The 22,544-nt window shown below is 72.1% G+C and carries 27 protein-coding genes and 1 riboswitch; of the genes, 19 read left to right on the plus strand and 8 right to left on the minus strand.

Going from position 1 to position 22,544, the window contains the following annotated elements:
* Positions 1-249, minus strand: a 249-nt coding sequence (locus ACFV88_RS27725) for a hypothetical protein (protein WP_385494785.1), incomplete at its 3' end; no start/stop codon positions are given.
* Between ACFV88_RS27725 and ACFV88_RS27730 the strand changes: the two genes are divergently transcribed.
* From ACFV88_RS27730 to ACFV88_RS27750, 5 genes are all read left to right on the plus strand, one after another.
* Positions 160-1,185: a 6-phosphofructokinase gene (locus ACFV88_RS27730; protein WP_385494649.1), complete on the plus strand. Its 1,026-nt coding sequence runs from the start codon at positions 160-162 to the stop codon at positions 1,183-1,185. The two genes, ACFV88_RS27725 and ACFV88_RS27730, sit on opposite strands and share 90 nt — an antisense overlap.
* Positions 1,186-1,333: 148 nt before the next feature.
* Positions 1,334-2,284: a cytochrome c oxidase assembly protein gene (locus ACFV88_RS27735; RefSeq protein ID WP_385494650.1), complete on the plus strand. Its 951-nt coding sequence runs from the start codon at positions 1,334-1,336 to the stop codon at positions 2,282-2,284.
* A 133-nt stretch (positions 2,285-2,417) separates the two neighbouring features.
* Positions 2,418-2,588 (plus strand): hypothetical protein, encoded by a 171-nt coding sequence (locus ACFV88_RS27740; RefSeq protein ID WP_385494651.1) that lies wholly within the window; start codon positions 2,418-2,420, stop codon positions 2,586-2,588.
* 48 nt (positions 2,589-2,636) lie between these two features.
* Positions 2,637-3,470: an arylamine N-acetyltransferase gene (locus tag ACFV88_RS27745; protein WP_385494652.1), complete on the plus strand. Its 834-nt coding sequence runs from the start codon at positions 2,637-2,639 to the stop codon at positions 3,468-3,470.
* 159 nt (positions 3,471-3,629) lie between these two features.
* On the plus strand, positions 3,630-4,367 hold the full coding sequence (locus ACFV88_RS27750; RefSeq protein ID WP_385494653.1) for a lysophospholipid acyltransferase family protein: 738 nt from the start codon (positions 3,630-3,632) through the stop codon (positions 4,365-4,367).
* A 66-nt stretch (positions 4,368-4,433) separates the two neighbouring features.
* Here the strand turns inward: ACFV88_RS27750 and ACFV88_RS27755 are convergent, their stop codons facing one another.
* The gene (locus tag ACFV88_RS27755; RefSeq protein ID WP_385494654.1) at positions 4,434-5,999 is read right to left on the minus strand and encodes an alpha/beta hydrolase; all 1,566 of its coding nucleotides are present in this window, start codon (positions 5,997-5,999) and stop codon (positions 4,434-4,436) included.
* Positions 6,000-6,363: 364 nt separating this feature from the next.
* On the opposite strand from ACFV88_RS27755, the gene ACFV88_RS27760 reads away from it, so the two are divergent.
* The gene (locus ACFV88_RS27760) at positions 6,364-6,621 is read left to right on the plus strand and encodes a hypothetical protein (protein ID WP_385494655.1); all 258 of its coding nucleotides are present in this window, start codon (positions 6,364-6,366) and stop codon (positions 6,619-6,621) included.
* Between the two features lie 499 nt (positions 6,622-7,120).
* On the opposite strand, the gene ACFV88_RS27765 is transcribed toward ACFV88_RS27760, so the two are convergent.
* Together ACFV88_RS27765 and ACFV88_RS27770 are read right to left on the minus strand one after the other, a co-directional pair.
* On the minus strand, positions 7,121-7,759 hold the full coding sequence (locus ACFV88_RS27765) for a LysE family translocator (protein WP_385494656.1): 639 nt from the start codon (positions 7,757-7,759) through the stop codon (positions 7,121-7,123).
* Between the two features lie 286 nt (positions 7,760-8,045).
* The gene (locus ACFV88_RS27770) at positions 8,046-8,324 is read right to left on the minus strand and encodes a type II toxin-antitoxin system Phd/YefM family antitoxin (RefSeq protein WP_385494657.1); all 279 of its coding nucleotides are present in this window, start codon (positions 8,322-8,324) and stop codon (positions 8,046-8,048) included.
* Between the two features lie 17 nt (positions 8,325-8,341).
* On the opposite strand from ACFV88_RS27770, the gene ACFV88_RS27775 reads away from it, so the two are divergent.
* From ACFV88_RS27775 to ACFV88_RS27790, 4 genes are all read left to right on the plus strand, one after another.
* Positions 8,342-9,022 (plus strand): ATP-dependent Clp protease proteolytic subunit, encoded by a 681-nt coding sequence (locus ACFV88_RS27775; RefSeq protein ID WP_385494658.1) that lies wholly within the window; start codon positions 8,342-8,344, stop codon positions 9,020-9,022.
* Positions 9,023-9,028: 6 nt separating this feature from the next.
* Positions 9,029-9,331 (plus strand): hypothetical protein, encoded by a 303-nt coding sequence (locus ACFV88_RS27780; protein WP_385494659.1) that lies wholly within the window; start codon positions 9,029-9,031, stop codon positions 9,329-9,331.
* Positions 9,332-9,631: 300 nt separating this feature from the next.
* A riboswitch (cyclic di-AMP (ydaO/yuaA leader) is annotated at positions 9,632-9,829 on the plus strand.
* A 4-nt stretch (positions 9,830-9,833) separates the two neighbouring features.
* Positions 9,834-10,307 carry a C40 family peptidase gene (locus tag ACFV88_RS27785; RefSeq protein ID WP_385494660.1) on the plus strand — a complete coding sequence of 158 codons (474 nt, stop codon included), beginning with the start codon at positions 9,834-9,836 and terminating at the stop codon, positions 10,305-10,307.
* A 132-nt stretch (positions 10,308-10,439) separates the two neighbouring features.
* Positions 10,440-11,024, plus strand: a complete 585-nt coding sequence (locus ACFV88_RS27790; RefSeq protein WP_385494662.1) for a DUF6328 family protein — start codon at positions 10,440-10,442, stop codon at positions 11,022-11,024.
* Positions 11,025-11,056: 32 nt separating this feature from the next.
* On the opposite strand, the gene ACFV88_RS27795 is transcribed toward ACFV88_RS27790, so the two are convergent.
* Complete coding sequence (locus ACFV88_RS27795; protein ID WP_385494663.1) at positions 11,057-11,515, minus strand: ATP-binding protein; 459 nt, start codon at positions 11,513-11,515, stop codon at positions 11,057-11,059.
* A gap of 290 nt (positions 11,516-11,805) precedes the next feature.
* Here ACFV88_RS27795 and ACFV88_RS27800 point away from each other — a divergent pair, with 290 nt between their 5' ends.
* Both ACFV88_RS27800 and ACFV88_RS27805 read left to right on the plus strand, forming a co-directional pair.
* Positions 11,806-12,663: a helix-turn-helix domain-containing protein gene (locus tag ACFV88_RS27800; RefSeq protein ID WP_385494664.1), complete on the plus strand. Its 858-nt coding sequence runs from the start codon at positions 11,806-11,808 to the stop codon at positions 12,661-12,663.
* 10 nt (positions 12,664-12,673) lie between these two features.
* Positions 12,674-12,925, plus strand: a complete 252-nt coding sequence (locus ACFV88_RS27805; protein ID WP_385494665.1) for a DUF397 domain-containing protein — start codon at positions 12,674-12,676, stop codon at positions 12,923-12,925.
* Positions 12,926-12,973: 48 nt separating this feature from the next.
* Here ACFV88_RS27805 and ACFV88_RS27810 read toward each other — a convergent pair whose 3' ends face one another.
* Positions 12,974-14,125, minus strand: coding sequence for an 8-amino-7-oxononanoate synthase (locus ACFV88_RS27810; RefSeq protein ID WP_385494666.1), 1,152 nt, complete (start codon positions 14,123-14,125; stop codon positions 12,974-12,976).
* 207 nt (positions 14,126-14,332) lie between these two features.
* Here ACFV88_RS27810 and bioB point away from each other — a divergent pair, with 207 nt between their 5' ends.
* The 4 genes from bioB (at position 14,333) to ACFV88_RS27830 (ending at position 18,644) form a co-directional block, all read left to right on the plus strand.
* Positions 14,333-15,634: a biotin synthase BioB gene (gene bioB, locus ACFV88_RS27815; RefSeq protein ID WP_385494667.1), complete on the plus strand. Its 1,302-nt coding sequence runs from the start codon at positions 14,333-14,335 to the stop codon at positions 15,632-15,634.
* Positions 15,627-16,952, plus strand: coding sequence for an adenosylmethionine--8-amino-7-oxononanoate transaminase (locus ACFV88_RS27820; RefSeq protein ID WP_385494668.1), 1,326 nt, complete (start codon positions 15,627-15,629; stop codon positions 16,950-16,952). The genes bioB and ACFV88_RS27820 overlap by 8 nt, the downstream gene beginning before the upstream one ends.
* Positions 16,953-17,013: 61 nt before the next feature.
* Positions 17,014-17,826, plus strand: a complete 813-nt coding sequence (gene bioD, locus ACFV88_RS27825; RefSeq protein WP_385494669.1) for a dethiobiotin synthase — start codon at positions 17,014-17,016, stop codon at positions 17,824-17,826.
* Positions 17,827-17,963: 137 nt separating this feature from the next.
* The gene (locus tag ACFV88_RS27830) at positions 17,964-18,644 is read left to right on the plus strand and encodes a class I SAM-dependent methyltransferase (RefSeq protein WP_385494670.1); all 681 of its coding nucleotides are present in this window, start codon (positions 17,964-17,966) and stop codon (positions 18,642-18,644) included.
* A 15-nt stretch (positions 18,645-18,659) separates the two neighbouring features.
* On the opposite strand, the gene ACFV88_RS27835 is transcribed toward ACFV88_RS27830, so the two are convergent.
* Together ACFV88_RS27835 and ACFV88_RS27840 are read right to left on the minus strand one after the other, a co-directional pair.
* On the minus strand, positions 18,660-19,031 hold the full coding sequence (locus tag ACFV88_RS27835; RefSeq protein WP_385494671.1) for a fic family toxin-antitoxin system, toxin component: 372 nt from the start codon (positions 19,029-19,031) through the stop codon (positions 18,660-18,662).
* A gap of 3 nt (positions 19,032-19,034) precedes the next feature.
* Positions 19,035-19,262 (minus strand): antitoxin, encoded by a 228-nt coding sequence (locus tag ACFV88_RS27840; RefSeq protein WP_385494673.1) that lies wholly within the window; start codon positions 19,260-19,262, stop codon positions 19,035-19,037.
* A 206-nt stretch (positions 19,263-19,468) separates the two neighbouring features.
* Between ACFV88_RS27840 and ACFV88_RS27845 the strand changes: the two genes are divergently transcribed.
* The 3 genes from ACFV88_RS27845 to ACFV88_RS27855 all read left to right on the plus strand — a co-directional run bounded on the left by ACFV88_RS27845 (position 19,469) and on the right by ACFV88_RS27855 (position 22,442).
* Positions 19,469-19,894 (plus strand): GNAT family N-acetyltransferase, encoded by a 426-nt coding sequence (locus ACFV88_RS27845; protein ID WP_385494674.1) that lies wholly within the window; start codon positions 19,469-19,471, stop codon positions 19,892-19,894.
* Positions 19,895-20,094: 200 nt separating this feature from the next.
* Complete coding sequence (locus ACFV88_RS27850; protein ID WP_385494675.1) at positions 20,095-21,432, plus strand: hemolysin family protein; 1,338 nt, start codon at positions 20,095-20,097, stop codon at positions 21,430-21,432.
* Positions 21,429-22,442, plus strand: coding sequence for a hemolysin family protein (locus tag ACFV88_RS27855; RefSeq protein ID WP_385494676.1), 1,014 nt, complete (start codon positions 21,429-21,431; stop codon positions 22,440-22,442). The genes ACFV88_RS27850 and ACFV88_RS27855 overlap by 4 nt, the downstream gene beginning before the upstream one ends.
* The last annotated feature ends 102 nt before the right edge of the window (positions 22,443-22,544 follow it).

Below are 22,544 nucleotides of genomic sequence, written 5' to 3' on the forward strand. Positions count from 1 at the left end.
GCGGAGCCCCCGTCTGACGGGGGCTCCGCTCAGGTGTGCGGGGGTGTCCACAAGGCGGACGGGCCGTTCGGCTCGGGCCGGATACGCCGGTAGGGTGGCGGCGTCCCACCGGACGGCGTGGTCCGGTAGCACGTCCACGTTGCAAAGGTTTTCCGAGCCATGCGTCTTGGTGTCCTCACTTCCGGCGGTGACTGCCCTGGCCTGAACGCCGTCATCCGATCCGTCGTCCATCGTGCCGTAGTCGATCACGGTGACGAGGTGATCGGTTTCAACGACGGTTGGAAGGGCCTGCTGGAGTGTGACTACCGCAAGCTCGACCTCGACGCCGTCGGCGGCATCCTCGCCCTCGGCGGCACCATCCTCGGTTCCTCGCGGGTCCAGCCCGCGCACCTGGTGGACGGCGTGGAGCGGGCCAAGGGCCACGTCGCGGAGCTGGGCATCGACGCGATCATCCCGATCGGCGGCGAGGGCACCCTCAAGGCGGCCCGGCTGCTCTCCGACAACGGTCTGCCGATCGTCGGGGTGCCGAAGACGATAGACAACGACATCGCGGCCACGGACGTCACCTTCGGGTTCGACACGGCCGTCGGCGTGGCGACGGAGGCCCTCGACCGGCTGAAGACGACCGCCGAGTCGCACCAGCGGGTGCTGATCGTGGAGGTCATGGGCCGCCACACCGGGTGGATCGCCCTGCACTCCGGGATGGCTGCCGGAGCGCACGCGATCGTGGTCCCGGAACGTCCCTTCGACGTGGCGGAACTCGCGGAGCGCGTCGGCGAGCGGTTCTCGGCCGGCAAGAAGTTCGCGATCGTGGTGGCCGCCGAGGGCGCGAAGCCCCGGTCGGGCTCCATGGAGTTCGACGAGGGCGGCAAGGACGTCTACGGTCACGAGCGCTTCGCGGGGATCGCCCGACAGCTGTCGATCGAGCTGGAACAGCGCCTCGGCAAGGAGGCGCGCCCGGTGATCCTCGGCCACGTCCAGCGCGGCGGCACCCCGACCGCGTACGACAGGGTGCTGGCCACCCGGTTCGGCTGGCACGCGGTGGAGGCCGCGCACCGGGGCGAGTTCGGGCAGATGACCGCCCTGCGCGGCACCGAGATCGTGATGGTGCCGCTCGCGCAGGCCGTGGAGACCTTGAAGACGGTCCCCGACGAGCGCTACGCCGAGGCCGGGGTCGTGCTGTAGGCCGCTGCGGCGCCGTGACGGGGCCGCTCCCCCACCGGATGCGTGACCCGTACGGAGTTCCGACCGCCCCCGACCGCGACCGCGGTCGGGGGCGGTTCTAGTCTGGTGCGGACGGACACCCGAACCCGTACGAAACAGGAGCCGACGGATGGATCACAGCGGTCACGGCATGTCCATGGACCTGCCGCCGTTCACGCTGGAGCGGGGCCTGCAGTGGTCCCCCGAGCCGTTCTTCCTGATCGGTTGCCTGCTGGCGCTGGCCCTGTACGGCTGGGGCGTGACCCGACTGCTCCGGCGCGGGGACAAGTGGCCGGTGGGACGGACGGTGGCGTTCGTCCTGGGCGTGCTGTCGGTGATGCTGGTGACGTGCACCGGACTCAACGACTACGGCATGGTCATGTTCAGCGTGCACATGGTCCAGCACATGGTGATCAGCATGCTGTCCCCGATCATGCTGCTGTTGGGCGCCCCGATCACCCTGGCCCTGAGGGCGCTGCCGGTGGCCGCGCGGGGCAGCAAGGGGCCGCGTGAACTGCTGCTGGCGCTGCTGCACAGCCGGTACCTGAAGGTGATCACGCACCCCGGGTTCACGATCCCGCTGTTCATCGCCAGTCTGTACGGCTTGTACTTCACGCCACTGTTCGGGTTCCTGATGGAGTCGACGCCGGGCCACCTCGCGATGATGGTGCACTTCCTGGCGACGGGCCTGGTGTTCTTCTGGCCGATCATGGGCGTGGACCCGGGCCCGCACCGGCCCGGCTACGTGATGCGGATGCTGGAGCTGTTCGCGGGCATGCCCTTCCACGCCTTCTTCGGCATCGCGCTGATGATGGCGAGCACCCCGATGATCGGCCCCTACCAGAACCCGCCGGAGTCGCTGGGGATCGACGCCCTCGCCGACCAGACCGCTGCCGGCGGAATCGCCTGGGCGTTCAGCGAGGTGCCCTCGGTACTGGTGCTGATCGCCCTGGTCTTCCAGTGGTACGCCTCCGACCAACGTCAGGCCCGCCGTCTGGACCGGGCCGCCGACCGGGACGGGGACAAGGAGCTGGCGGCGTACAACGCCTATCTCGCCTCGCTGCACGCGCGCGGTCGCTGAGCGTCACCCCGGGACGGTCAGTTCACGGGGTGCGGCCCGACGCCTGGCGCGCGGGCCGTCCGGGGGGCGACCATGGGCGGAAGGCCACGGCCCGGGCGCGGGAAGTCCGGGCGGGCGTGAGGAGGGTGTCACGATGCCCAAAGCGACGCAGCGGTCGACCAGGACGATGGGGGCGCTCACCCTCGGGACCCTGGTGGCCGTGTCGGCCTACTCGGTGGCGCTCGGCAGCAACGGCTGGCTCTGGTTCGGTTGGGTGGTGGTCGGACTGACCACCCTGGGCATGGTCGTCGCGCGCGACTCCTGACGGGAAAACACGGGACGTGCCCCACGGCACGTCCCGTACCGTTCCCCCATGACCAGCGACCACCCTGCCCCCGCCCCGGACCTCGACGCCTACCTCGACCACCTCGGCTGGAGCGGCGGGCGGACCCCGACCCCCGCGACCCTGCGCGGCCTGAACCGCGCCCATCAGCTCGCCATCCCCTTCGAGAACCTGGAAGCGGTCCTGGGAACGGCCCCCTCCCTCGACCTCGCCGAGGTGACGGCGAAGCTCCTCGGTTCCCGGCGCGGCGGCTACTGCTACGAACACAACACCCTCTTCACCGCCGTGCTGCGCCGGCTCGGCTTCACGGTGACCGGGCTGATGGCCCGGGTCCAGGTGGGTGCCGGGCCCGGGGTGCTGAGGCCCCGCACCCACATGACGCTGCTCGTCGAGGTGCCCGGTGAACCGCACCCGTACCTGGCGGACGTGGGCTTCGGCTCCCCCGGCTCGCTGCTGGAGGCGATACCCTTCGTCGCCGACTCGGTCACGGAGACGGAGGGCGGCCGGCGCCACCGACTGGTCCTCGGGGAACGGACCGGACCGCTGCGGTCCTGGCTGCTCCAGTCCTGGCAGTCGGGGGCCTGGGAGGTCCAGTACGCCTTCACGGAGGAGCCCTTCGAGGCGCCCGACTACGCGGTGGCGAACTGGCACGTCGCGACGCACCCGCGGTCCCCGTTCAGTTCCTCCGTCTACGTGCTGCGCACCTTCACCGATCACCACCTCCAGTTGGTCGGCAACGAGCTGACCCACCTGGACCTGGCCGGCACCCGATCGGTGCGCACGCTCACGGGCGACGCCGAGCGGCTGAAGGTCCTCTCCGCCGAGTTCGGCATCGACCTGCCCGAGGGCACCCGGCTGCCCTGACGGCCGGACGGGCGAAGGTCCGCGCCCACGGGTCCGGAGCTGACATCCTGTCCCGAGTCGACCGCGGCGGTCGTCCACGGCCGGTCCGGCGCACGGGCGTCCGGCCCGGCCCCGCGGCACCCGGCACGGGTGCCGGGCGGTGGAGTTGGGAGAGACGCCTTGTTCTACTACGCGCTGAAGCACGTGCTCCTGGGGCCGTTGCTGCGACTGCTGTTCCGGCCCAGGATCGAGGGGCTCCAGCACGTACCGGAGTCGGGGGCGGCGATCGTCGCCGGGAACCACCTCTCGTTCGCCGACCACTTCCTGATGCCGGCGATCCTGAAGCGCCGCATCACCTTCCTCGCGAAGGCGGAGTACTTCACGGGGCCCGGGGTGCGGGGCCGGCTCACCTCGGCGTTCTTCCGCAGCGCCGGACAGATCCCCGTCGACCGCTCGGGCAAGGAGGCGGGGGCCGCGGCGATCCGGGAGGGTCTGGGCGTCCTCGCCAAGGGCGAGCTGCTGGGCATCTACCCGGAGGGGACCCGTTCGCACGACGGCCGTCTCTACAAGGGCAAGGTGGGGGTGGCGGCGATGGCGCTCGGCGCGGGCGTGCCGGTGGTTCCGTGCGCGATGATCGGCACCTTCGAGGCCCAGCCCCCGGGGCAGGTGCTGCCCCGGCCCCGGCCGGTGACGATCCGGTTCGGCGCACCGCTGGACTTCTCCCGCTATGCGGGGATGGAGCACGAGAAGGCGGTCCTGCGGGCCGTGACGGACGAGATCATGTACGCGGTGCTGGGCCTCTCCGGTCAGGAGTACGTGGACCGCTACGCGGCGGCGGTGAAGGCCGAGGAGGCCGCCGCGGGCCAGAGCGCGACGGGTGCGCGGCGCAGGAGGCTGCCGCGCCCGCCGCGCCGCTGAGGCCCGGCCCGCCCGGATGCCGGTGGGAGCCGGCGCGCCCGGCCGGCGCCGGGCGCGCCGGACCGGTCACGGCTTCGGTGTGGCGTGCGGGGCGCAGCTGACGTTCTTGCGGTCGACCTCGCCGGTCAGCAAGTACGTGTCGACGCGGTCGTTGACGCACGGGTTGGCGATCCCGGTGACGCCGTGCGAGCCGGCGTTCTCCTCGGTGATCAGTCGGGAGCCCTTGAACCGCTTGTGCAGTTCGAGCGCGCCCTCGTACGGCGTGGCCGCGTCACGGGCGGCCTGCACGATCAGGACGGGCGGCAGCCCCTTGCGGGTGGTGACCTCGACGGGGGTGTGCTGCTTCGACTTCCAGGTCGCGCAGGGCACGTTCATCCATGCGTTGGACCAGGTCAGGAAGGGGTACTTCTGGTGGAGCCGGGTGTTGTCCCGGTCCCAGGTGCGCCAGTCGCGCGGCCACTTGGCGTCGGCGCACTCCACGGCGGTGTACACGGCGTTGCCGTTCTCGGACGAGGCGTTGCCCGCGGTGTCCGACAGGTCGGGGGCGGCGGCGTCGACGAGTGCCTGGGTGTTCCCGGCGACGTACTGGCTCCACACCCGGGCGACGGGCACCCAGCGGGAGTCGTAGTACGGGGCCGACTGGAAGTAGCCGATCAGCTCGGCCGGGCCGACCACCCCGCCGAGGGGGTCCTTCTTGGCGGTGGCCCGCAGCGTGCGCCACTGCTCCTCGACCTCGGCGCGGGTGTCGCCGAGGTGGAACGCGGCGTCGTTCTTGGCGACCCAGGTCAGCCAGTCGTTCCAGCGCGTCTGGAAGGCCACGTCCTGGTCGAGGTTGGCCTGGTACCAGATCTTCTCGCGGGACGGGTTGACGACGCTGTCGGCCACGAGGCGGCGGACGTGGTCCGGGAAGAGCGTGCCGTAGACGGCGCCCAGGTAGGTGCCGTAGGAGACGCCCAGGAAGTTGAGCTTCTCCTCGCCGAGTGCGGCCCGGATGACGTCGAGGTCCCGTGCGGTGTTCGGCGTGGTCATGTGGGGCAGCATCTCGCCGCTGCGCTCGGCGCAGCCGTCCGCGTAGTCGGCGGCGAGCCCGCGCTGGACGCGCTTGTCGGCCTCGCTGTCGGGCACGGGGTCCATCTTGGGCGCCTTGACGAACTCCTGCGGGTCGATGCAGGAGATCGGCGCCGAGTGGCCGACGCCGCGCGGGTCGAAGCCGACGAAGTCGTACGCCTTGGAGGTCTTGACCCACAGCGGGTTCTTGGCGGTGACCCGGACCGGGAAGCGCATGCCGGAGCCGCCGGGTCCGCCCGGGTTGTAGACGAGGGCGCCCTGGCGCTCCTCGGGGGTGCCGGTGTGGCCGATCCGGTCGACCGCGAGCTTGATCTGCTTGCCGAACGGCTTGGCGTAGTCGAGCGGGACCGTCACCCAGCCGCACTGGATCGGCTTGGGGAGCCCCCAGTCGGTCGGACAGTCCTTCCAGTCGACCCCGGCCTCGGCGGCACGCGTCGCGGCGATGGCGGCGCCGATCTGCTGGCGCTCCTGACCCCGCACCTCGCCGCGGTCCCGGTCGCGGCCCTCGTACGCGCTGGCGGCGGGAGCGGCCAGCGCGCCGGCTATGAGGGTGGCCGCGATCATGGTTCCCGCGGAGCCCAGCGCAGTGGCCCGACTTGCTCGTGTCCGTCTCAAGTGGGATCTCCCGTACGCAGATTCGAGTAAATGCAGCGTGATCCTGTCCTGTGAGGAGTCCCTGACAACAGACGGGGTGCGACTTCTTTGCCAATCCGATAACCGGGATGCCGCGTACCGCTCACCGGCGTGTCCGGTGGTGACCGGTATCCGGTGGTTGAGGCGTGGGGGGCCCGCCTGTTGCCGCGTCGCGTGTTCCTCGGTGAGGTCAGTCGTGGTGTCACCGCACGTGGTCGCCGAAGGTGCCCTCGCTGTCGGCTGGCACGAGGCCCCGGCCGTCCGCTGCCCGCGCGCCGTTCCGTACCATCCGCTGGTGACGTCCCGTCTTCTTTCCACGCCGCGCCGCCGATTCGCAGCCGTGCTCACGGCGACGGCCGCCGTCGTCGCGTTCGGGTCGTGGGCGATGTGGCCGGTCCACGACCCGTCGTGCGTCGTCTACTCCGGGTCCTACGTGCCCATGAATGCGCCGAAGGCCGAGGTCGACGCCGCCGTGCAGCAGAGTCACGACGAGGCCCTCGCCGACGGCGCGTGCGGGCCCAAGCGCGCGCGCTTCCACTACTGGACCCGGTGAGGTCGGTCCTGACGTCACCGTGAGTGGTCACCGGGGGCGTATCGGGCCCAGGTTCCTCGGGCTTCGGTGACCAGTCGGGTGGCGGCGGTCCTGCCGCACTACTGCTGCGGGACGCCGGTCTCCCGCAGGCTGCTCGGAGGCGGACCTGGTTCATCGGCCGTCCGGGCTGACGGCCGGGGAAGAGCCACGGTGAGCTTCTGCTGCTGACACAGGGCGGGTGCCGGCGGGACCGGGCGTGGGCCCGCACGGGGTCAGCGACGGGATCCGGCAGCGGAGAAGTCGGATCTCCCCGTCGGACGGCGACGGTGGCGCCGTCGTCGAGGATCACATCGACGGCGAGACCGACGAGGCGGGCAGCGTTCGATGGTGCGACCTAGGTCGGCGAGCCGGACCGGCGAGGGCGCGGCGGTGTCGGACGGGCACGGGGCACAGACGGGGGGCGGTGGGCACGGGGCGGTGATCGCGCCGCACCGACCGTGGGACCGGGGGCGGAGCCGGGTCAGTCCGCCCGGCCGGTGACGGCGACGGTCACCCCGAGGCCGATCATCGTGCAGCCGCCGACGCCGCCGACCACGGCGTAGCGCTCCGCGGAGCGGGCGAACCAGCCCCGGGCGGTGGCCGCGACGAGGCCCCACACGCTGTCGCAGACCAGGGCGATGACGTTGAAGACGACTCCGAGCACCAACATCTGGGCGACGGCGTTGCCCTGCGTCCGGTCCACGAACTGCGGGAGCACGGCCGCGAAGAACACGATGGTCTTGGGATTGGCCACGCCGACGAGGAAACCGTCCCAGAGCGTGCGCAGACCGCCCCGGGCCGCGCCCCGCGCCGCGGCGGCTTCGGGGGGCACCCGTCGCTGTCGCACCGCCCTGACCCCGAGGTAGACGAGGTAGGCGGCGCCCACCAGCTTCAGCGCGGTGAAGACGACCACGGAACGCTCCACGATCGCCCCCACCCCGAACGCGACGGCCACGACGAGGACATAGGCACCGAGCGCATTGCCCAGCACCGTCGTCAGGGCCGCGCGGCGTCCCTGGGCGAGGGCCCGCCCGATGACGAACAGCACGCTGGGACCGGGGATGACGATGAGGGCCAGGGACATCACGGCGAAGGCGAGTAACCGATCGGGGGACACCATGCCCCCATTGCAGCACTCCACCGCACCGCGCCTCCAGGGATGTGACCGCTCAGCATCGCCCAGGGCCCGAGGGATCCCGACCCGGAAACAGACCGTCAGGTCGGTTATCCGGGGCCACCTGGTCCGCTCCCCGCCGTCCGACCCCTCCCGGGGGCTCCCAACCGGCCCCGTCCGTTCGAGGGGTGGCTCCGCAGGGCGGACACCCTGACGCGGGGCGCACAGCAGCGCCCGCGCACCGATGGGGCGTGCGCGGGCGTGAAGTCTTGCCAAGGGGCGCGTAGACGCGCTAGCGGGCGTCCGGACCCCGGTGCTCCGCCGTGATCCCGAAGCGTCGCCGTTCGCCCGGAGCGGAGGGAAGCGGGCGCAAGGACGACACAGAACTGATCACCGGATCGCTCTCACGCTCCTTGAGCTCATTGAGTTTCCCCAGGTCATCTGCCGAGACCAGCGCGACGAGGGGCTTGCCGTGCCGGGTGAGCACGACCGTCTCGCCGCCGTACACGACGCGGTTGATCAGGTCGGCCAGTTCGGCACGTGCTTGCGTGACCGGGATCTCGTGAGCCATGCTCCCATCATAACGACATGTACGTCCTGTACATTTTTTCCTCAGAGGAGGCGATCGTCGTGACCCTTCAGTCGGCGGCCCGCTACGTCCTGCCCCAGTTCACCGAGCGGACCTCCTGGGGCCCGCGCACGCTCGACCCGTACGGAAAGCTGCTGGACGAGCGGATCGTGATGCTGGGCACCCCCATCGACGACGCCGCGGCGAACGACGTGACGGCCCAACTGATGCACCTGGAACACGCGGCACCCGACCGAGACATCTCGCTGTACCTCAACTCGCCCGGCGGCTCGTTCACGGCCATGACCGCGATCTACGACACGATGTGCTTCATCACCTGCGACGTGGAGACGATCTGCCTGGGACAGGCCGCCTCCGCGGCGGCCGTCATCCTGGCGGCGGGCACGCCGGGCAAGCGACTCGCCCTGCCCGGGGCGCGGGTGATGATCCATCAGCCCTCGCTGGCCGAACCCGTCCAGGGCCAGGCCGACGACCTGGCGGCCCAGGCCGGCGAGCTCCAGCGCACCCGCGGTCTACTGGAGGAACTGCTGACCCGGCACACCGGGCAGCCGCGCGAGCGGGTGGCCGCGGACATCGAGCGCGACCTGTTCCTCGACGCGCCCCGGGCCCTGGAGTACGGACTCGTCGACCGGATCGTGCCGAGCCGCAAGGGCACCCCTGCGGTCCGGGCCACCCGGTAGACGACGGTGCTTCCCGACCTGCCCCCGCTGCCGGCGCTGACCCGCGCCGAGGGGGAACTCATCGACCGGTACCTGGAGGCCGTGGACCTGCTCGGCCGGATCAATCCCGCGCGCGCCGACGACACCTATCGAGGCCTGCGCGCCGCGCAGGCGCTCGTCGGCAAGGCCGTGGAGCTGCGGGACGCGCTGGCGCTGATGCACCAGCGCGGCGAGAGCCAGGTGCACGCCGACACGCTGGCCCGTGCGCTGCGCACCCTGGACGGCGTACGACGGGCGGCGCGCGTCGGGGTGCCACCGGACGGCAACTGACCCGGCGTCCGGAAGCCAGGTGAAACGACCCGGACGAGGTACCCCCGATCAGCGTATTAAAGGGTAGACATCCATGGGGTTCCGACTTGCTTCATCTGTCTACCCGATCGTTAGCAAACGACGTTTCACCGCTGGTACAGACGTCGTCCGATGTCCGCGGCTCCGCCCGCTCGGAGGACTGTCCACCTGAACGGCTCAGGGGTGAGGAGACTCACAAACCAGCGGTAACGTTCGGTTTTTCCGGTGTTCATGCGTGAAGATCCCTTCCGACGACAAGCCCCCGCCACAGCGGCGGGGCGGTCCGGGCGGACGCCGAGTCCTGCCGCCGCCCGGACGCCAGGTCGACAGGAGTGGATCGGCAGGAGTGGAGGACCCGAGCAAGACGGGCCGCCGGAGAGATCCGGGCGGGCCCTTGGGGTGAAGCCGCGTGAGCGGCCGGGCATCTTCGCCTGCCCGAACCCGACAGGTCATCCTTCACAGGCGGCTGACGAAGGGTTGCGCAATGACTGCGCTCAATCGTGTCCCGTCGCTGCTGACCAGGGCCGGAACGGCCTCGGCTCTGACGCTCGTCGCCGTAGGCGGCGGCATAGTGGCTCCCGGCGCCGCCTCAGAGGCGTCCGCCGCGACGTCCGCGACCAAGGCACTCAAGGTGGCCGCCTCGAAGAAGGGCGCTCCCTACCGGTACGGCGCGACCGGGCCGAGCAGATTCGACTGCTCCGGGCTCACGCTGTACTCGTACAAGAAGGCGGGCAAGAGCCTGCCCCGTACGGCTGCGGGCCAGTACAACAAGACCAAGCGCGTGAAGGCGAACAACCGCAGCAAGGGAGACCTGGTCTTCTTCTACTCGGGCAGCAACGTCTACCACGTCGGCATCTACGCCGGCGGCGGCAAGATGTGGCACTCCCCGAAAACCGGCGACGTGGTACGGCTCACGAAGATCTGGACCAAGAGCGTCAAGTACGGACGGGTGCGGTGAGCGATGCGACGAACTGAGCGGGGCGCACGGGGACCCGTGTGCTGACCGTCTGACGGGGTGGGGAACGGGGCGTGTGCGTTCCCCACCCTTTCGGTCCCCGCTGAAGCGCTCCGGACCGGATACCCATGACACATGACTGATGACCGGTCCGAGCCTCCCCCCGCGGAGAGCTCGATGCAGCGGACCAACCGGAACTTCGGGGAACTCCTCCAGGAACTCCGCGTCACCCAGACCGGTGTGCAGATCCTCTTCGCCTTCCTGCTGACCCTCGCGTTCACGCCCCGCTTCCCGTCCCTCGACCTCGTGCAGCGCAGCACGTACGTGGTCTCCCTGTGCCTGGCGGTCCTCGCCGCGGCTCTGTTCACCGCCCCCGCGGCGATCCACCGCTACCTGTTCCGACGGGGTGCCAAGCCCGACATCGTGTGGGTGTCCTCCCGGCTCACCGAACTCGGACTCGGGGCGTTGTCCCTGGCGCTCACCGGATCGGTGCTGCTCGCGGTGGACGTGGCCGTGGGCCGGGCCGGGGGCGTCCTCGCCGCCGCGGGCACCCTGGCGGTGTGTGCGGGGCTGTGGGTCGTCCTGCCCTGGCAGGTGCTGCGGCGTCTGAACCGCCGCTCGGCCGCACGGGCCTCGGGGGAGGGCGACGGACGGAATCCGGACGGGACCCCGGGGGCACGGCGAGGGAGTCCGGGACGGCCCGGTGACGGCCCGCCCTGACCGGTTCTCGTCGCTGCGCACGCCCCCGTGCCTCAGCGCTGGGCGGGACGGTCGGCGCTGGGCGAGCGCCACCACCGCTGCACGGGCAGGGCGATCCACACCGTCTTGCCGCCCTCGGGCGTGGGGCTGACGGACAGCCGCCCCCCGTGCTCGACGGTGAGCGAGCGGATGATGGCCATGCCGCGGCCGTTGTCCTGTTGGACGGCTGCCGGGAGGCGCTGGGGATGGCGTGGGTGGCTGTCGGTGACCCCGATGCGCAACTGCTCGTCCCTGAGCAGTTCCACGTCGACGGTGAACGTGGGCGACTGACCGAGGGTGTGCTGGATCGCGTTGGTCGCCAACTCCGACACGATCAGCCGGACCGTGTCGGTCACCCCCGCATCGGCGGGGAGGCCCCAGTCCGCGAGGACGTCACTCACGTAGGCGCGCGCGACGGGGACCGAGGCGGGCTCGCTCGGCAGGGTTACGGATGCTTCCTGATGATCTGCCATGGCGACGTCGTCCCTTTCCCATCGGGACCGGACTCCGGCGTGAGGCGGATGGTTCGCGGACGGTCCCGGACTGGTGCTGCGGCCAGCCTGCCATCTGGGCGCCGGTCACGGGGGCCGATCCACGAGGATGTGCATATATCTGTCGCTCGAAGCGGTGAACTCTTCCGCGCCGGCCAGCAAGTCCGGCAGTACGCCCCCTCGCTACCTCCGCACGCCGCTCGCGCCCCTCGCGGTCGCCGCATCCTCTACCGTCTGGCGGTGGGCCACCCACCGGCCGGAAGGAGTCGGCCATGCAGCACCGCCCCGCCGTACGCCGCCGCAAACTCGGCTCCGAGCTGCGCCGGCTGCGCGTCCACGCGGACCTCACCAGTGGGGAGGCCGCGCGACGAGCGGGCTGGAACCAGTCGAAGGTGAGCCGGATCGAGACCGCGCGCAGCGGGGTGAAGGCCGATGACGTGCGGCTCCTCCTGGACCTCTACCGGGTCGAGGACGAGTCGCTGCGGGACCTGCTCGTCGCGCTCGCCGAACCGGACGGCGCGTCCGGCCACCGCTGGTGGCACGACTACCGGCAGTTGCTGCCGCCCGCCTACCGGGACTTCATCTGTCTGGAGGAGCAGGCGAACCGGGTGCGCACCCTGGAGACCGTGGTGGTGCCTGGACTGCTCCAGACCCCCGGCTACGCACGGGCGGTGACCCGGGCCTCGGTGGTGGGCCTTCCGGAGGCGGAGGTCGAACGCCTCGTGGAAGTGCGGCTGGCCCGGCAGGAGGTACTGCGCCGCGCGGCGCCGCCCCGGCTCGAAGCGGTCCTGGACGAGGCGGTGCTGCGGCGGCCGGTCGGCGGGGCCGCCGTGATGGCGGGGCAGCTCGACCACCTCGTCGAGACGGCGCGCCGCGGACTGGTGCGGCTGAGCGTGGTGCCGTTCTCGGCCGGCGAACACATCGGGCTCACCGGCCCCTTCGTCCTGTTCTCCTTTCCGAAAACCGACGATCTGGATGTGGTCGTTCTCGATGACCTCACGAGTAGCCTCTACCTGGAGGGAAAACCTGAGGTGAAGGCGTATGTCGACGCTTTCGTCTCATTGGAGGAGCAGGCCCTTTCTCCCGAAGACTCCCTGGACTTCATCGCGGGGGTCCGTCACGGCGCGTGAAGGAGGAACCATGTCCGACCGGTCGAGGCCGTTTCCCTGTCCCACCACCTCACTGATCGACAGCACCTCACTGGGCGACGTCCACTGGCGACGCAGCAGCCGGAGCACGGGGATGAACAACTGCATCGAGACGGCCCGGCCCGCCGGGGGCCCGGCCGCCGGGCGGCTCGCCCTGCGCGACTCGAAGGCCCCCCGGGGACCGGTGCTGCTCTTCGCCCCCGGTACCTGGACCGCGTTCCTCGGCGGCATCGCCCGTCGGTGATCCACCCGCTGCCGGGCCCGTCACACTCCCCCGGGCATCCGAACCGGGTCAGTGGCGCGCGTCCGCCGGCGCCCGGTCCACGACCACCCGGACCGCCTCCCGCACCTGGGCGTCCGTGAGGTCGGCGCGCGCCGTCAGGCGCAGTCGGGAGATCCCGTCCGGTACGGACGGCGGTCGGAAGCAGCCGACCGCGAGCCCCGCCGTACGGCAGTCGGCGGCCCAGCTGAGCGCCGCCCCGGGTGACGGGGCCCGCACGGACACCACGGCCGCATCGGGGCGCGCGGCGGTCAATCCGGCGTCGGTGAGCAGACCGTACAGCCGGGTGGCGACGGCGCGGACCCGGGCGGGCCGGTCGGGTTCGGCGTGCAGCACCCGCAGGGCCGCCAGCGCGGCGCCCACCGCGGCGGGGGCGAGGCCGGTGTCGAAGATGAAGGTGCGCGCGGCGTTGACGAGGTGCTCGATGACCCGGGCGGGGCCCAGCACCGCGCCGCCCTGGCTGCCCAACGACTTGGACAGGGTCACCGTGGCGACGGTGTCGGGCGTGCCGGCGAGGCCCGCGGCGTGCGGGGCGCCCCGACCACCGGTGCCGAGGACCCCCAGCCCGTGGGCGTCGTCCACCAGCAGGGCGGCCCCGGCGGCCCGGCAGACGGCGGCCAACTCGGGGAGCGGGGCGGCGTCGCCGTCGACCGAGAAGACCGAGTCGGTGACGACCAGGGCGGGCCCGCTGCCGGACGCGAGCACCTTGCGGACGGCGTCGGGCGCGGCGTGCGCGACCACGTCGGTGGTGCCGCGGGCGAGCCGGCAGCCGTCGATGAGGGAGGCGTGGTTGCCCGCGTCGGAGACGATGCGGGAGCCGGTCGGCGCGAGGGCGGTGAGCGCGGCCAGGTTGGCGGTGTAGCCGGAGGAGAGGACGAGCGCGGATTCGAAGCCGCAGAAGGCGGCGAGTTCCGTCTCCAGTTCGGTGTGCAGTTCGGTGGTGCCGGTGACCAGCCGGGAGCCGGTGGCACCGCCGCCCCAGCGCAGCGCCGCGTCCGCGGCGGCGGCGGTGACCCGTGGGTGGCGGGTGAGCCCCAGGTAGTCGTTGCCGGCGAGGTCGAGCAGGGGCGAGTCGGCGGGACGCGGGCGCAGGGTGCGCAGGAGTCCTTCGGCACGGCGGCGTTCGGCCTGTGCGTCGATCCAGTCGAACGGCGTTGCCCGCACGTGTGTCTCCGGGGTGGTGGGTGGTCCGGAGCCGGGCGCGCCCGCCCGGTGTCCGGGGCCGGGGAGGCCCGGTGGTTTTGTAGGCAGTGCACAGACCCTAACGGCCGCTCCGCCGGGCCAGGATGTGGCAATACCCACACGTCGGCGCGGCAGAGTTGTACGAAGTCTCCTTGGCCTGCCGGGGTGGCGTAGGCCAGGATCAGCGCCATGGACCTGCTGAACACGCTGGTGGACAAGGGGCTCCGGTGCGAGCTGCCGACCCGGGACGAGGCGCTCGCGGTACTGGCGACCTCCGACGACGACGTGCTCGACGTGGTGGCGGCGGCCGGGAGGGTCCGCCGCCACTGGTTCGGACGGCGGGTGAAACTCAACTATCTGGTCAACCTGAAGTCCGGGCTGTGTCCCGAGGACTGCTCCTACTGCTCCCAGCGGCTCGGGTCCACGGCCGGCATCCTCAAGTACACGTGGCTGAAGCCCGAGGAGGCCACCGAGGCGGCGGCAGCCGGGCTCGCGGGCGGGGCGAAGCGGGTGTGTCTGGTGGCGAGCGGGCGGGGCCCGACCGACCGGGACGTGGAGCGGGTCTCGGACACGATCCGGGCGATCAAGGACCAGCACGAGGACGTCGAGGTGTGCGCCTGCCTCGGGCTGTTGTCGGACGGTCAGGCGGAGCGGCTGCGCGACGCGGGCGCCGATGCGTACAACCACAACCTCAACACCTCCGAGGGGACGTACGGACGGATCACGACCACCCACACCTATGCCGACCGGGTGGACACCGTGCGCCGGGCGCACGCGGCGGGCTTGTCGCCGTGTTCCGGGCTGATCGCCGGGATGGGTGAGAGCGACGAGGACCTGGTCGACGTGGTGTTCGCGCTGCGGGCGTTGAACCCGGACTCGGTGCCCGTGAACTTCCTGATCCCGTTCGAGGGGACCCCGCTGGCCAAGGAGTGGAACCTCACGCCCCAGCGGTGCCTGCGCGTGCTGGCGATGACCCGGTTCGTGTGCCCCGATGCGGAGGTGCGGATCGCGGCCGGTCGGGAGGTCCATCTGCGCACGCTCCAGCCGTTGGCGCTGCACCTGGCCAACTCCCTGTTCCTGGGCGACTACCTGACCAGTGAGGGGCAGGCGGGCCGGGCCGATCTGGAGATGATCGCCGATGCCGGCTTCGAGGTCGAGGGCGCGGACCGGGTGACCTTGCCGGAGCACCGGGCCGCGGGCTCGCACGGCGGCGGGTGCGGCTCCCGGGGCGGGTGCGGCCCGCACGACGGTGGGTCCGGGTGCGCGTCCAGCGGTGCCGGGGCGCCCGGTGCGGGGGCCCCTGAAGGCGCTGAGGGCGCTGAGGGCACGGACGCCGACCCGGTGGCGTCCGGGGGGTGCGGGCCGTGCACCGGCCCGGCGCCCGCGGCGGCCACCGAGGCCGCCCCACCGCAGACGGCTTCGCGGGCCCGCACCGACCTGGTGGCGGTGCGCCGGCGCGGAGCCGGAACCCAGGTGGCGCCCAATGCGTGAGCCTTCGGGCGGGGCGTTGACCGACGGCGGACTGCGGAGCCTGATCGAACTGGACCGCCAGCACGTCTGGCACCCGTACGGGCCGATGCCCGGTCGTCAGGAACCCCTCGTGGTGGTCTCGGCCGACGGGGTGCGGCTGCGGCTCGCCGACGGCTGCGGTGCACGCTGGGGCGGCCCCGACGAACTGGTCGACGCCATGTCCTCGTGGTGGTCGGCGATCCACGGCTACAACCACCCCGTCCTCAACGAGGCGGTGCGCGACCAGCTCGGCCGGATGAGCCATGTGATGTTCGGCGGGCTCACCCACGAGCCGGCCGTGCGGCTGGCGAAGAAGCTGGTCGACATCACACCGGACGGGTTGGAGCACGTCTTCCTCTCCGACTCGGGTTCGGTGTCGGTCGAGGTCGCGGTGAAGATGTGCCTCCAGTACTGGCGTTCCCTCGGTCGGCCCGAGAAGCAGCGGCTCATGACCTGGCGCGGCGGTTACCACGGCGACACCTGGCAGCCGATGGCCGTGTGCGACCCGGACGGCGGGATGCACACCCTGTGGTCCGGCGTGCTGCCCCGGCAGGTGTTCGCGGACGCTCCCCCGGCCGGCTACGAGGAGTCGTACGCGGACCACCTGCGGGAGACGGTCGCCCGGCACGCCGGGGAGCTGGCCGCGGTGATCGTGGAGCCGGTGGTGCAGGGGGCGGGAGGGATGCGCTTCCATCCGCCGGAGTACCTGCGGGTGCTGCGGGAGGTGTGCGACGAGCAGGGCGTGCTGTTGGTCCTGGACGAGATCGCCACCGGTTTCGGCCGCACGGGCGAGTTGTTCGCCGCCGACCACGCCCGCGTCACGCCGGATGTGATGTGCGTGGGCAAGGCGCTGACCGGCGGCTACGTGTCGATGGCGGCGACCCTGTGCACCGCCCGCATCGCCGAGGGGATCTCCCGGGGCGAGGTGCCGGTACTGGCCCACGGTCCGACCTTCATGGGCAATCCGCTGGCGTCGGCGGTCGCCCTGGCCTCCATCGAACTGCTGCTCGCGCAGGACTGGCGGACGGAGGTCAAGCGGATCGAGGCGGGGCTGCACGAGGCGCTGGCCCCGGCGGCGGCGCTGCCCGGGGTCCGGGAGGTGCGGGTGCTGGGCGCGGTGGGGGTGGTCCAGCTGGACCACGAGGTGGACGTGGCAGCGGCGACCGGGGCGGCGGTGCGCGAGGGCGTGTGGCTGCGCCCGTTCCGGGACCTGGTCTACACGATGCCGCCGTACGTGACGCGGGACGAGGACGTGGCCCGGATCGGCCGTGCGGTGCGCGCGGCGGCGGGCGCGGGCTGAGGGTGCGGGCAGGGGACGGGCGGGGACGCCCACGGACAGCGGAACGGAACGGAGGGGCGCCATGGCGATCCTGGTCGTGACGGGCACGGGTACCGAGGTCGGGAAGACGGTCACCACGGCGGCGGTCGCAGCGGTGGCGCTCGCCGCCGGACGGTCGGTCGCGGTGCTCAAACCCGCGCAGACCGGTGTCGCGGCGGGCGGACGCGGCGACGCCGAGGAGGTGGCGCGGTTGGCGGGGTCGGTGACGGCGGTCGAACTCGCCCGGTACCCGGAACCGTTGGCGCCGGCGACGGCCGCGCGGCGGTCGGGCCTTGCTCCGGTGGGTGCCCGGGAGACGGCCCGGGCGGCCCGGCGCCTGGCGGCCCTCCACGATCTGGTGCTGGTGGAGGGCGCGGGCGGTCTGCTCGTCCGGTTCGACGCGACGGGCGGCACCCTGGCCGACGCGGCCCGGCTGTTGGGCGCACCGGTGCTGGTGGTGGTGCCGGCGGGGCTCGGCACGCTCAACAACACGGCGCTGACGGCGGAGGCGCTGCGGGCCCGGGGGCTCGAACCGGCGGGCGTCGTGGTGGGCAGTTGGCCCCGGGACCCGGACCTCGCCGCGCGCTGCAATCTGGACGACCTCCCGCAGGCGGCCGGCTCGCCCTTGTGGGGGGCCGTGCCCGAAGGCGCGGGCGCGCTGGAGCCGGGGGCCTTCCGGGCGGCGGCCGGCGGCTGGCTCGCACCGGAACTGGACGGCCGCTGGGACGCCGGGGCCTTCGCCGCGCTGTGGTCCGCGCGGCCGTGGGACGCACCGTCACGGCGGGAGGCGCCCTCCCCGCTGGGGGCCGACGGCACAGCGCCGGAGGTGTCCGCGGCGCGCGGGGCGGCGGGGTAGTCCGGTGCACCGGGGCGCGTCCGGGGTGCGAACGCCGCGGTGCCGGCTTCCGTCGACGGGTGGTGTCGTCCCGGTGCGAGGACAATGACCGTGTTGCCGTCGTGCCGGTCCCGGGCCGGTCGGACCAGGAGGTTCCCGTGCGCTCGTGGACCCGTCCGGCACCGGCGCACCGGGACGCGGTGCGCCACCCCGTCTTCGCCCGGGTGTACGCCAAGGTGAGCGTGGCCACCGAACCGGAGGTGGGCCCGTACCGTGCGGAGCTGCTCGCCGGGCTGAGCGGCCGGGTGGTCGAAGTCGGGGCCGGCAACGGACTGAACTTCGGGCACTATCCGCCGTCGGTGTCGGAGGTCGTGGCGATCGAGCCGGAGGCGGTGTTGCGGCGGCTGGCCCGCACGGCAGCGCGTCGCTCCGGGGCGCCGGTCGACGTGGTGCCGGGCGTGGCGGAGGCCCTGCCGCTGAAGGGCGAGGCGTTCGACGCGGCGGTGCTGTGCCTGGTGTTGTGCAGTGTGCGGGACACCGCGCGGGCCCTGGGCGAACTCCACCGGGTGCTGCGGCCGGGCGGGGTGCTGCGGTTCTTCGAGCACGGCGTGGCGCCGGGCCGTGCGACGGCGGCGGCACAACGGGGGCTCGACCGGACGGTGTGGCCGTTCCTGTTCGGCGGCTGTCACGTGGCCCGCGATCCGGCGGCGTCGATCGAGCGGGCCGGTTTCGTCGTGGAGTCCCGGCGTCCGGTGGTGATCCCGGCGAAGGGGCCCCGGCTGCCCACCTCCTACCTGGTGTTGGGCACCGCCCGTCGTGCGCCGTCGGCCGGGACGTGAGCCGGTGCCGGGCGCTCAGGCGCTCCAGGCCCGCAGTTCGTCGGCGATCTGTCGGACCGTGGCGTTCCCGGCCTTCACCAGCCCCGCCAGTTCGCGCACCTGTTCCGGCGAGGTGGCGACCTTGAGTCCGCTGGCGACCAGGTAGCCGTAGGCGACGGCGGTGGCGAACATCGCGTTGGAGCGTTCCAGGGCGGGGACGTGCAGGAGCACCTGGAGGAGTGCGGCGGCGCGGCTGAACGGGTCGTCGTAGACGGGCCTGCCGAATATCTCGGCCTCGTGTCTACTGACGGCGGCGACCAGTGCGCCCCAGTCGGTGACCTGGGGGTCCCCCGGTGTCTTGTGTTCGGCGATCATCAGGAGCCAGGAAAGATCGATTCGCAGGTTCAACCTTCAACGACGACCTTCGTGTTCCGCGCCGAACTCTTCGACGAAGACGGACTCGTACTGCTTCATGAAGTCGGCGGCGGCCTCGACGAACGTGTGCCCCGTCTCCCCGGTGTCCTGTCTGACCAGTTCCTCGATGTAGCGGTTCACGCTCATGCCCCGGGCGAGGGCGCGTTCCCGCGCGGCTCGGGCGGTGTCCTCGTCCACCCGGACGTTCAGCTGCGTCTTGGCCATGCCTCGACGCTAGCGTCGAACCGCTAGCGTCGGCAAGGCGGTCGGCGGGGCGTCCGGCCGCACCCGGCGACCGACCGTGCGCCCCCTCGCACGCCCCGTCGCCCGAGTGCACCGTCGGCCCGGTGACTCGACGCCCCGGTGACCCGGCGCGGGCCCGACACGGAAATCGCTGGCCGGACCGATCGGCGCTCTGCTTGGCTCGGCCCATGAACGATCTCCGCATCCGCTGCGCCACCCCCTCCGACGTCAACGCCGTACTGCGGTTCTGGCACGGTGCCGCCGAGGGAACGAGCATCAGCGACGACCCCGACGGAGTGACCCGTCTCCTCCGTACGGACCCCGGTGCCCTGCTGCTCGCCGAGCGCGACGGCCTCCTCGTCGGCACCGCGATCGCCGGCTTCGACGGCTGGCGGTGCTCCCTGTACCGGCTGGCCGTCCATCCGGACCACCGTCGGCGGGGCATCGCCACCGCCCTGCTGACAGCGGCGGAGCAACGATTCGCCGCGCTGGGCGGGCGGCGGGTCGACGCCATGGTGCTGGAGGCCAACGAACGGGCCCACCGCACCTGGGACACGGCCGGATACCAGCGCGAGGACCGCTGGCGGCGCTGGGTCAAGCCGCTGTCGGGCTGACCGGAACGGGGTCGCACGGGCCGGAACGGGGCTTTGCGCACCCTTTACGATGAGCTGGACCACCCTGATCGGCAGGTGGGTCCACCTCATCGTCGTCCCCGTTCCGAAAGGTGTGAGCGTCCGCCCATGGGCGAGCCTCCCAGTAGTAGACATCGCGCGTTCTCCCCGCCCCTGCCCGATCATGGGACGGAGGTGACCCGATGATCGAAGTGCTCCTGCTCGGGGTGGCGATCCTGCTCTCGCTGGCCTGTGGTGCGTTCGTCGCGGCGGAGTTCTCCCTGACCACCGTCGAGCGCGGCGAACTGGAGCAGGCCGTGGAGCGCGGCGAGCGCGGAGCCGCCAGCGCCCTCAAGGCCGTCAAGAACCTGACCTTCCAGCTCTCCGGCGCACAGCTGGGCATCACCGTCACCAACCTGGTCGTGGGCATGCTCTCCGAGCCGTCCATCTCCAAGCTGATCGCGGGCCCGCTCCGGGACCTCGGGATACCCGCATCGGCGGCCTCCTCGCTGGCGCTGGTCCTCGGTACGGCCCTGTCGACGGTGTTCCTGATGGTGGTCGGCGAGCTGGTGCCCAAGAACTGGGCCATCTCCTCCCCCCTCGTCATCGCCAAGTGGGTGGCCACCCCGCAGCGCCTCTTCAGCGCCGCGTTCCGCCCGCTCATCACCCACCTCAACAACACCGCGAACCGTGCGCTGCGCCGGCTCGGGCTGGAGCCCACCGAGGAGCTCGCCTCCGCGCGCGGCCCCCAGGAACTGGTCGCCCTGGCCCGGCACTCCGCGAAGGAGGGCAGGCTGGAGGCCGACACCGCCGAACTGTTCGTGCGCACCCTCAACCTCGCGGACCTCACGGCGGAGAACGTGATGACGCCGCGGGTGCAGGTGATGGCCCTGGAAGCACGCGCCACCTGCGAGGACGTCGCCAACGCCACCCGGGCCACCGGACTGTCCCGGTTCCCCGTCTACCGCGGCAACCTGGACACGGTGGTGGGGGTCGTCCACATCAAGGACGTCCTCGCCGTTCCCGCCGAGCGACGCCCGCGGGAGCCCGTCTCCGCCCTGATGCGCGAGCCCCTGCTGGTCCCGGAGTCACTGACCGTGGAACGGCTGCTGGACCGGTTGTCCGGCAAGCGCACCATGGCCGTCGTCATCGACGAGTACGGCGGCACGGCCGGGGTCGCCACCCTGGAGGACATCGTCGAGGAGGTCGTCGGCGAGGTCCGCGACGAACACGACCCGCACGAGACCCCGGACCTGGCGCTCGCCGGCGAGGACGAGGACGGCCGCACGCTGTACTCCGCCGACGGTTCCGCCCGCACCGACGAGCTCGCCCGGGTCGGCCTGCGCGCACCGGACGGCCCGTACGAGACGCTGGCCGGGCTGGTCGCCACCGAGCTGGGCCGGATCCCGGCCGCCGGGGACCGGGTCGAGGTCGCCGGCTGGCGGCTCGACGTGGTGGACGCCTCCGGGCGTCGGGCCGCCCGGGTGCTGATGCACGCACCGCCCCTGACCGCCGACCCGGACGAGGAGGACGAGCGATGATCGCCGTCCAGTTGCTGATCGGGCTGGCGACCCTGGTCGCGAACGCCTTCTTCGTGGGCGCCGAGTTCGCCCTGATCTCGGTGCGGCGCAGCCAGATCGAGCCGCACGCCGAGGAGGGCGACCGTCGGGCGCGCAGCGTGCTGTGGGGACTGCGGCACGTGTCCGCGCTGCTGGCCGCCGCACAGCTCGGCATCACCCTGTGCACGCTGATCCTCGGCATCGTCGCCGAACCCGCGATCGCCCACCTGCTGGAACCCGCGTTCGACGCGGTCGGGGTGCCGCACGGCCTGGTCCACCCGATCTCCTTCGTGATCGCCCTGACGGTGGCCACGTACCTGCACATGCTGCTCGGCGAAATGATCCCGAAGAACGTCGCCCTCGCGGAGCCGGTGCGCACGGCGCTGGTGCTCGGGCCCCCGCTGGTCGCGGTGGCCCGGGCGCTGCGCCCGGTGATCTTCACGATCAACGCCTTCGCGAACGGGCTGCTGAGGCTGATGCGGGTGGACGCCAAGGACGAGGTCACCGCCTCGTTCTCGGACGCGGAGCTGGCCCGGATGGTGAAGGACTCCGGCGATGCGGGCCTCATCGACGACCGCGCCCAGGAGCGGCTGCACGACGCCCTGGAGCTGGGGCGCCGCCCGGTGAACGACGTGGTGCTCCCCCTGGAGCAGATCGTCTACGCGCATGTGGGCGTCACCCCTGAGCAGCTCGAAAGGCTGTCGGCGCAGTCGGGCTTCTCCCGGTTCCCGGTGGTGGACGACAACCGTCGGATCGTCGGCTACCTGCACGTCAAGGACGCCCTCGACGTGTCACCGCGGGACCTTCCGTTCCAGGTCAAGGACATGCGGTCGATCGCCCGGGTCAGGGCGACGACCCCGCTGGACGACGTGTTGACCGCGATGCGCAGCAGCCGCACGCACCTGGCCGCCGTACTCGGTGCGGACGGCAAGCTGGCGGGCCTGGTGACCATGGAGGACGTGCTGCGGGAGCTGTTCGGACAGCCCGTGTAGCCGCCCGACGTCCACCGCCGTGGGGGGGGGGGGGGGGGGACGGGGGCACCCCCCCCCGGCACACCCACAACCCCAACAACCAGAGGCGAAAAAAAAAAAAAA

It is taken from the genome of Streptomyces sp. NPDC059816 (genome assembly GCF_042732055.1).
GTDB lineage: Bacteria > Actinomycetota > Actinomycetes > Streptomycetales > Streptomycetaceae > Streptomyces.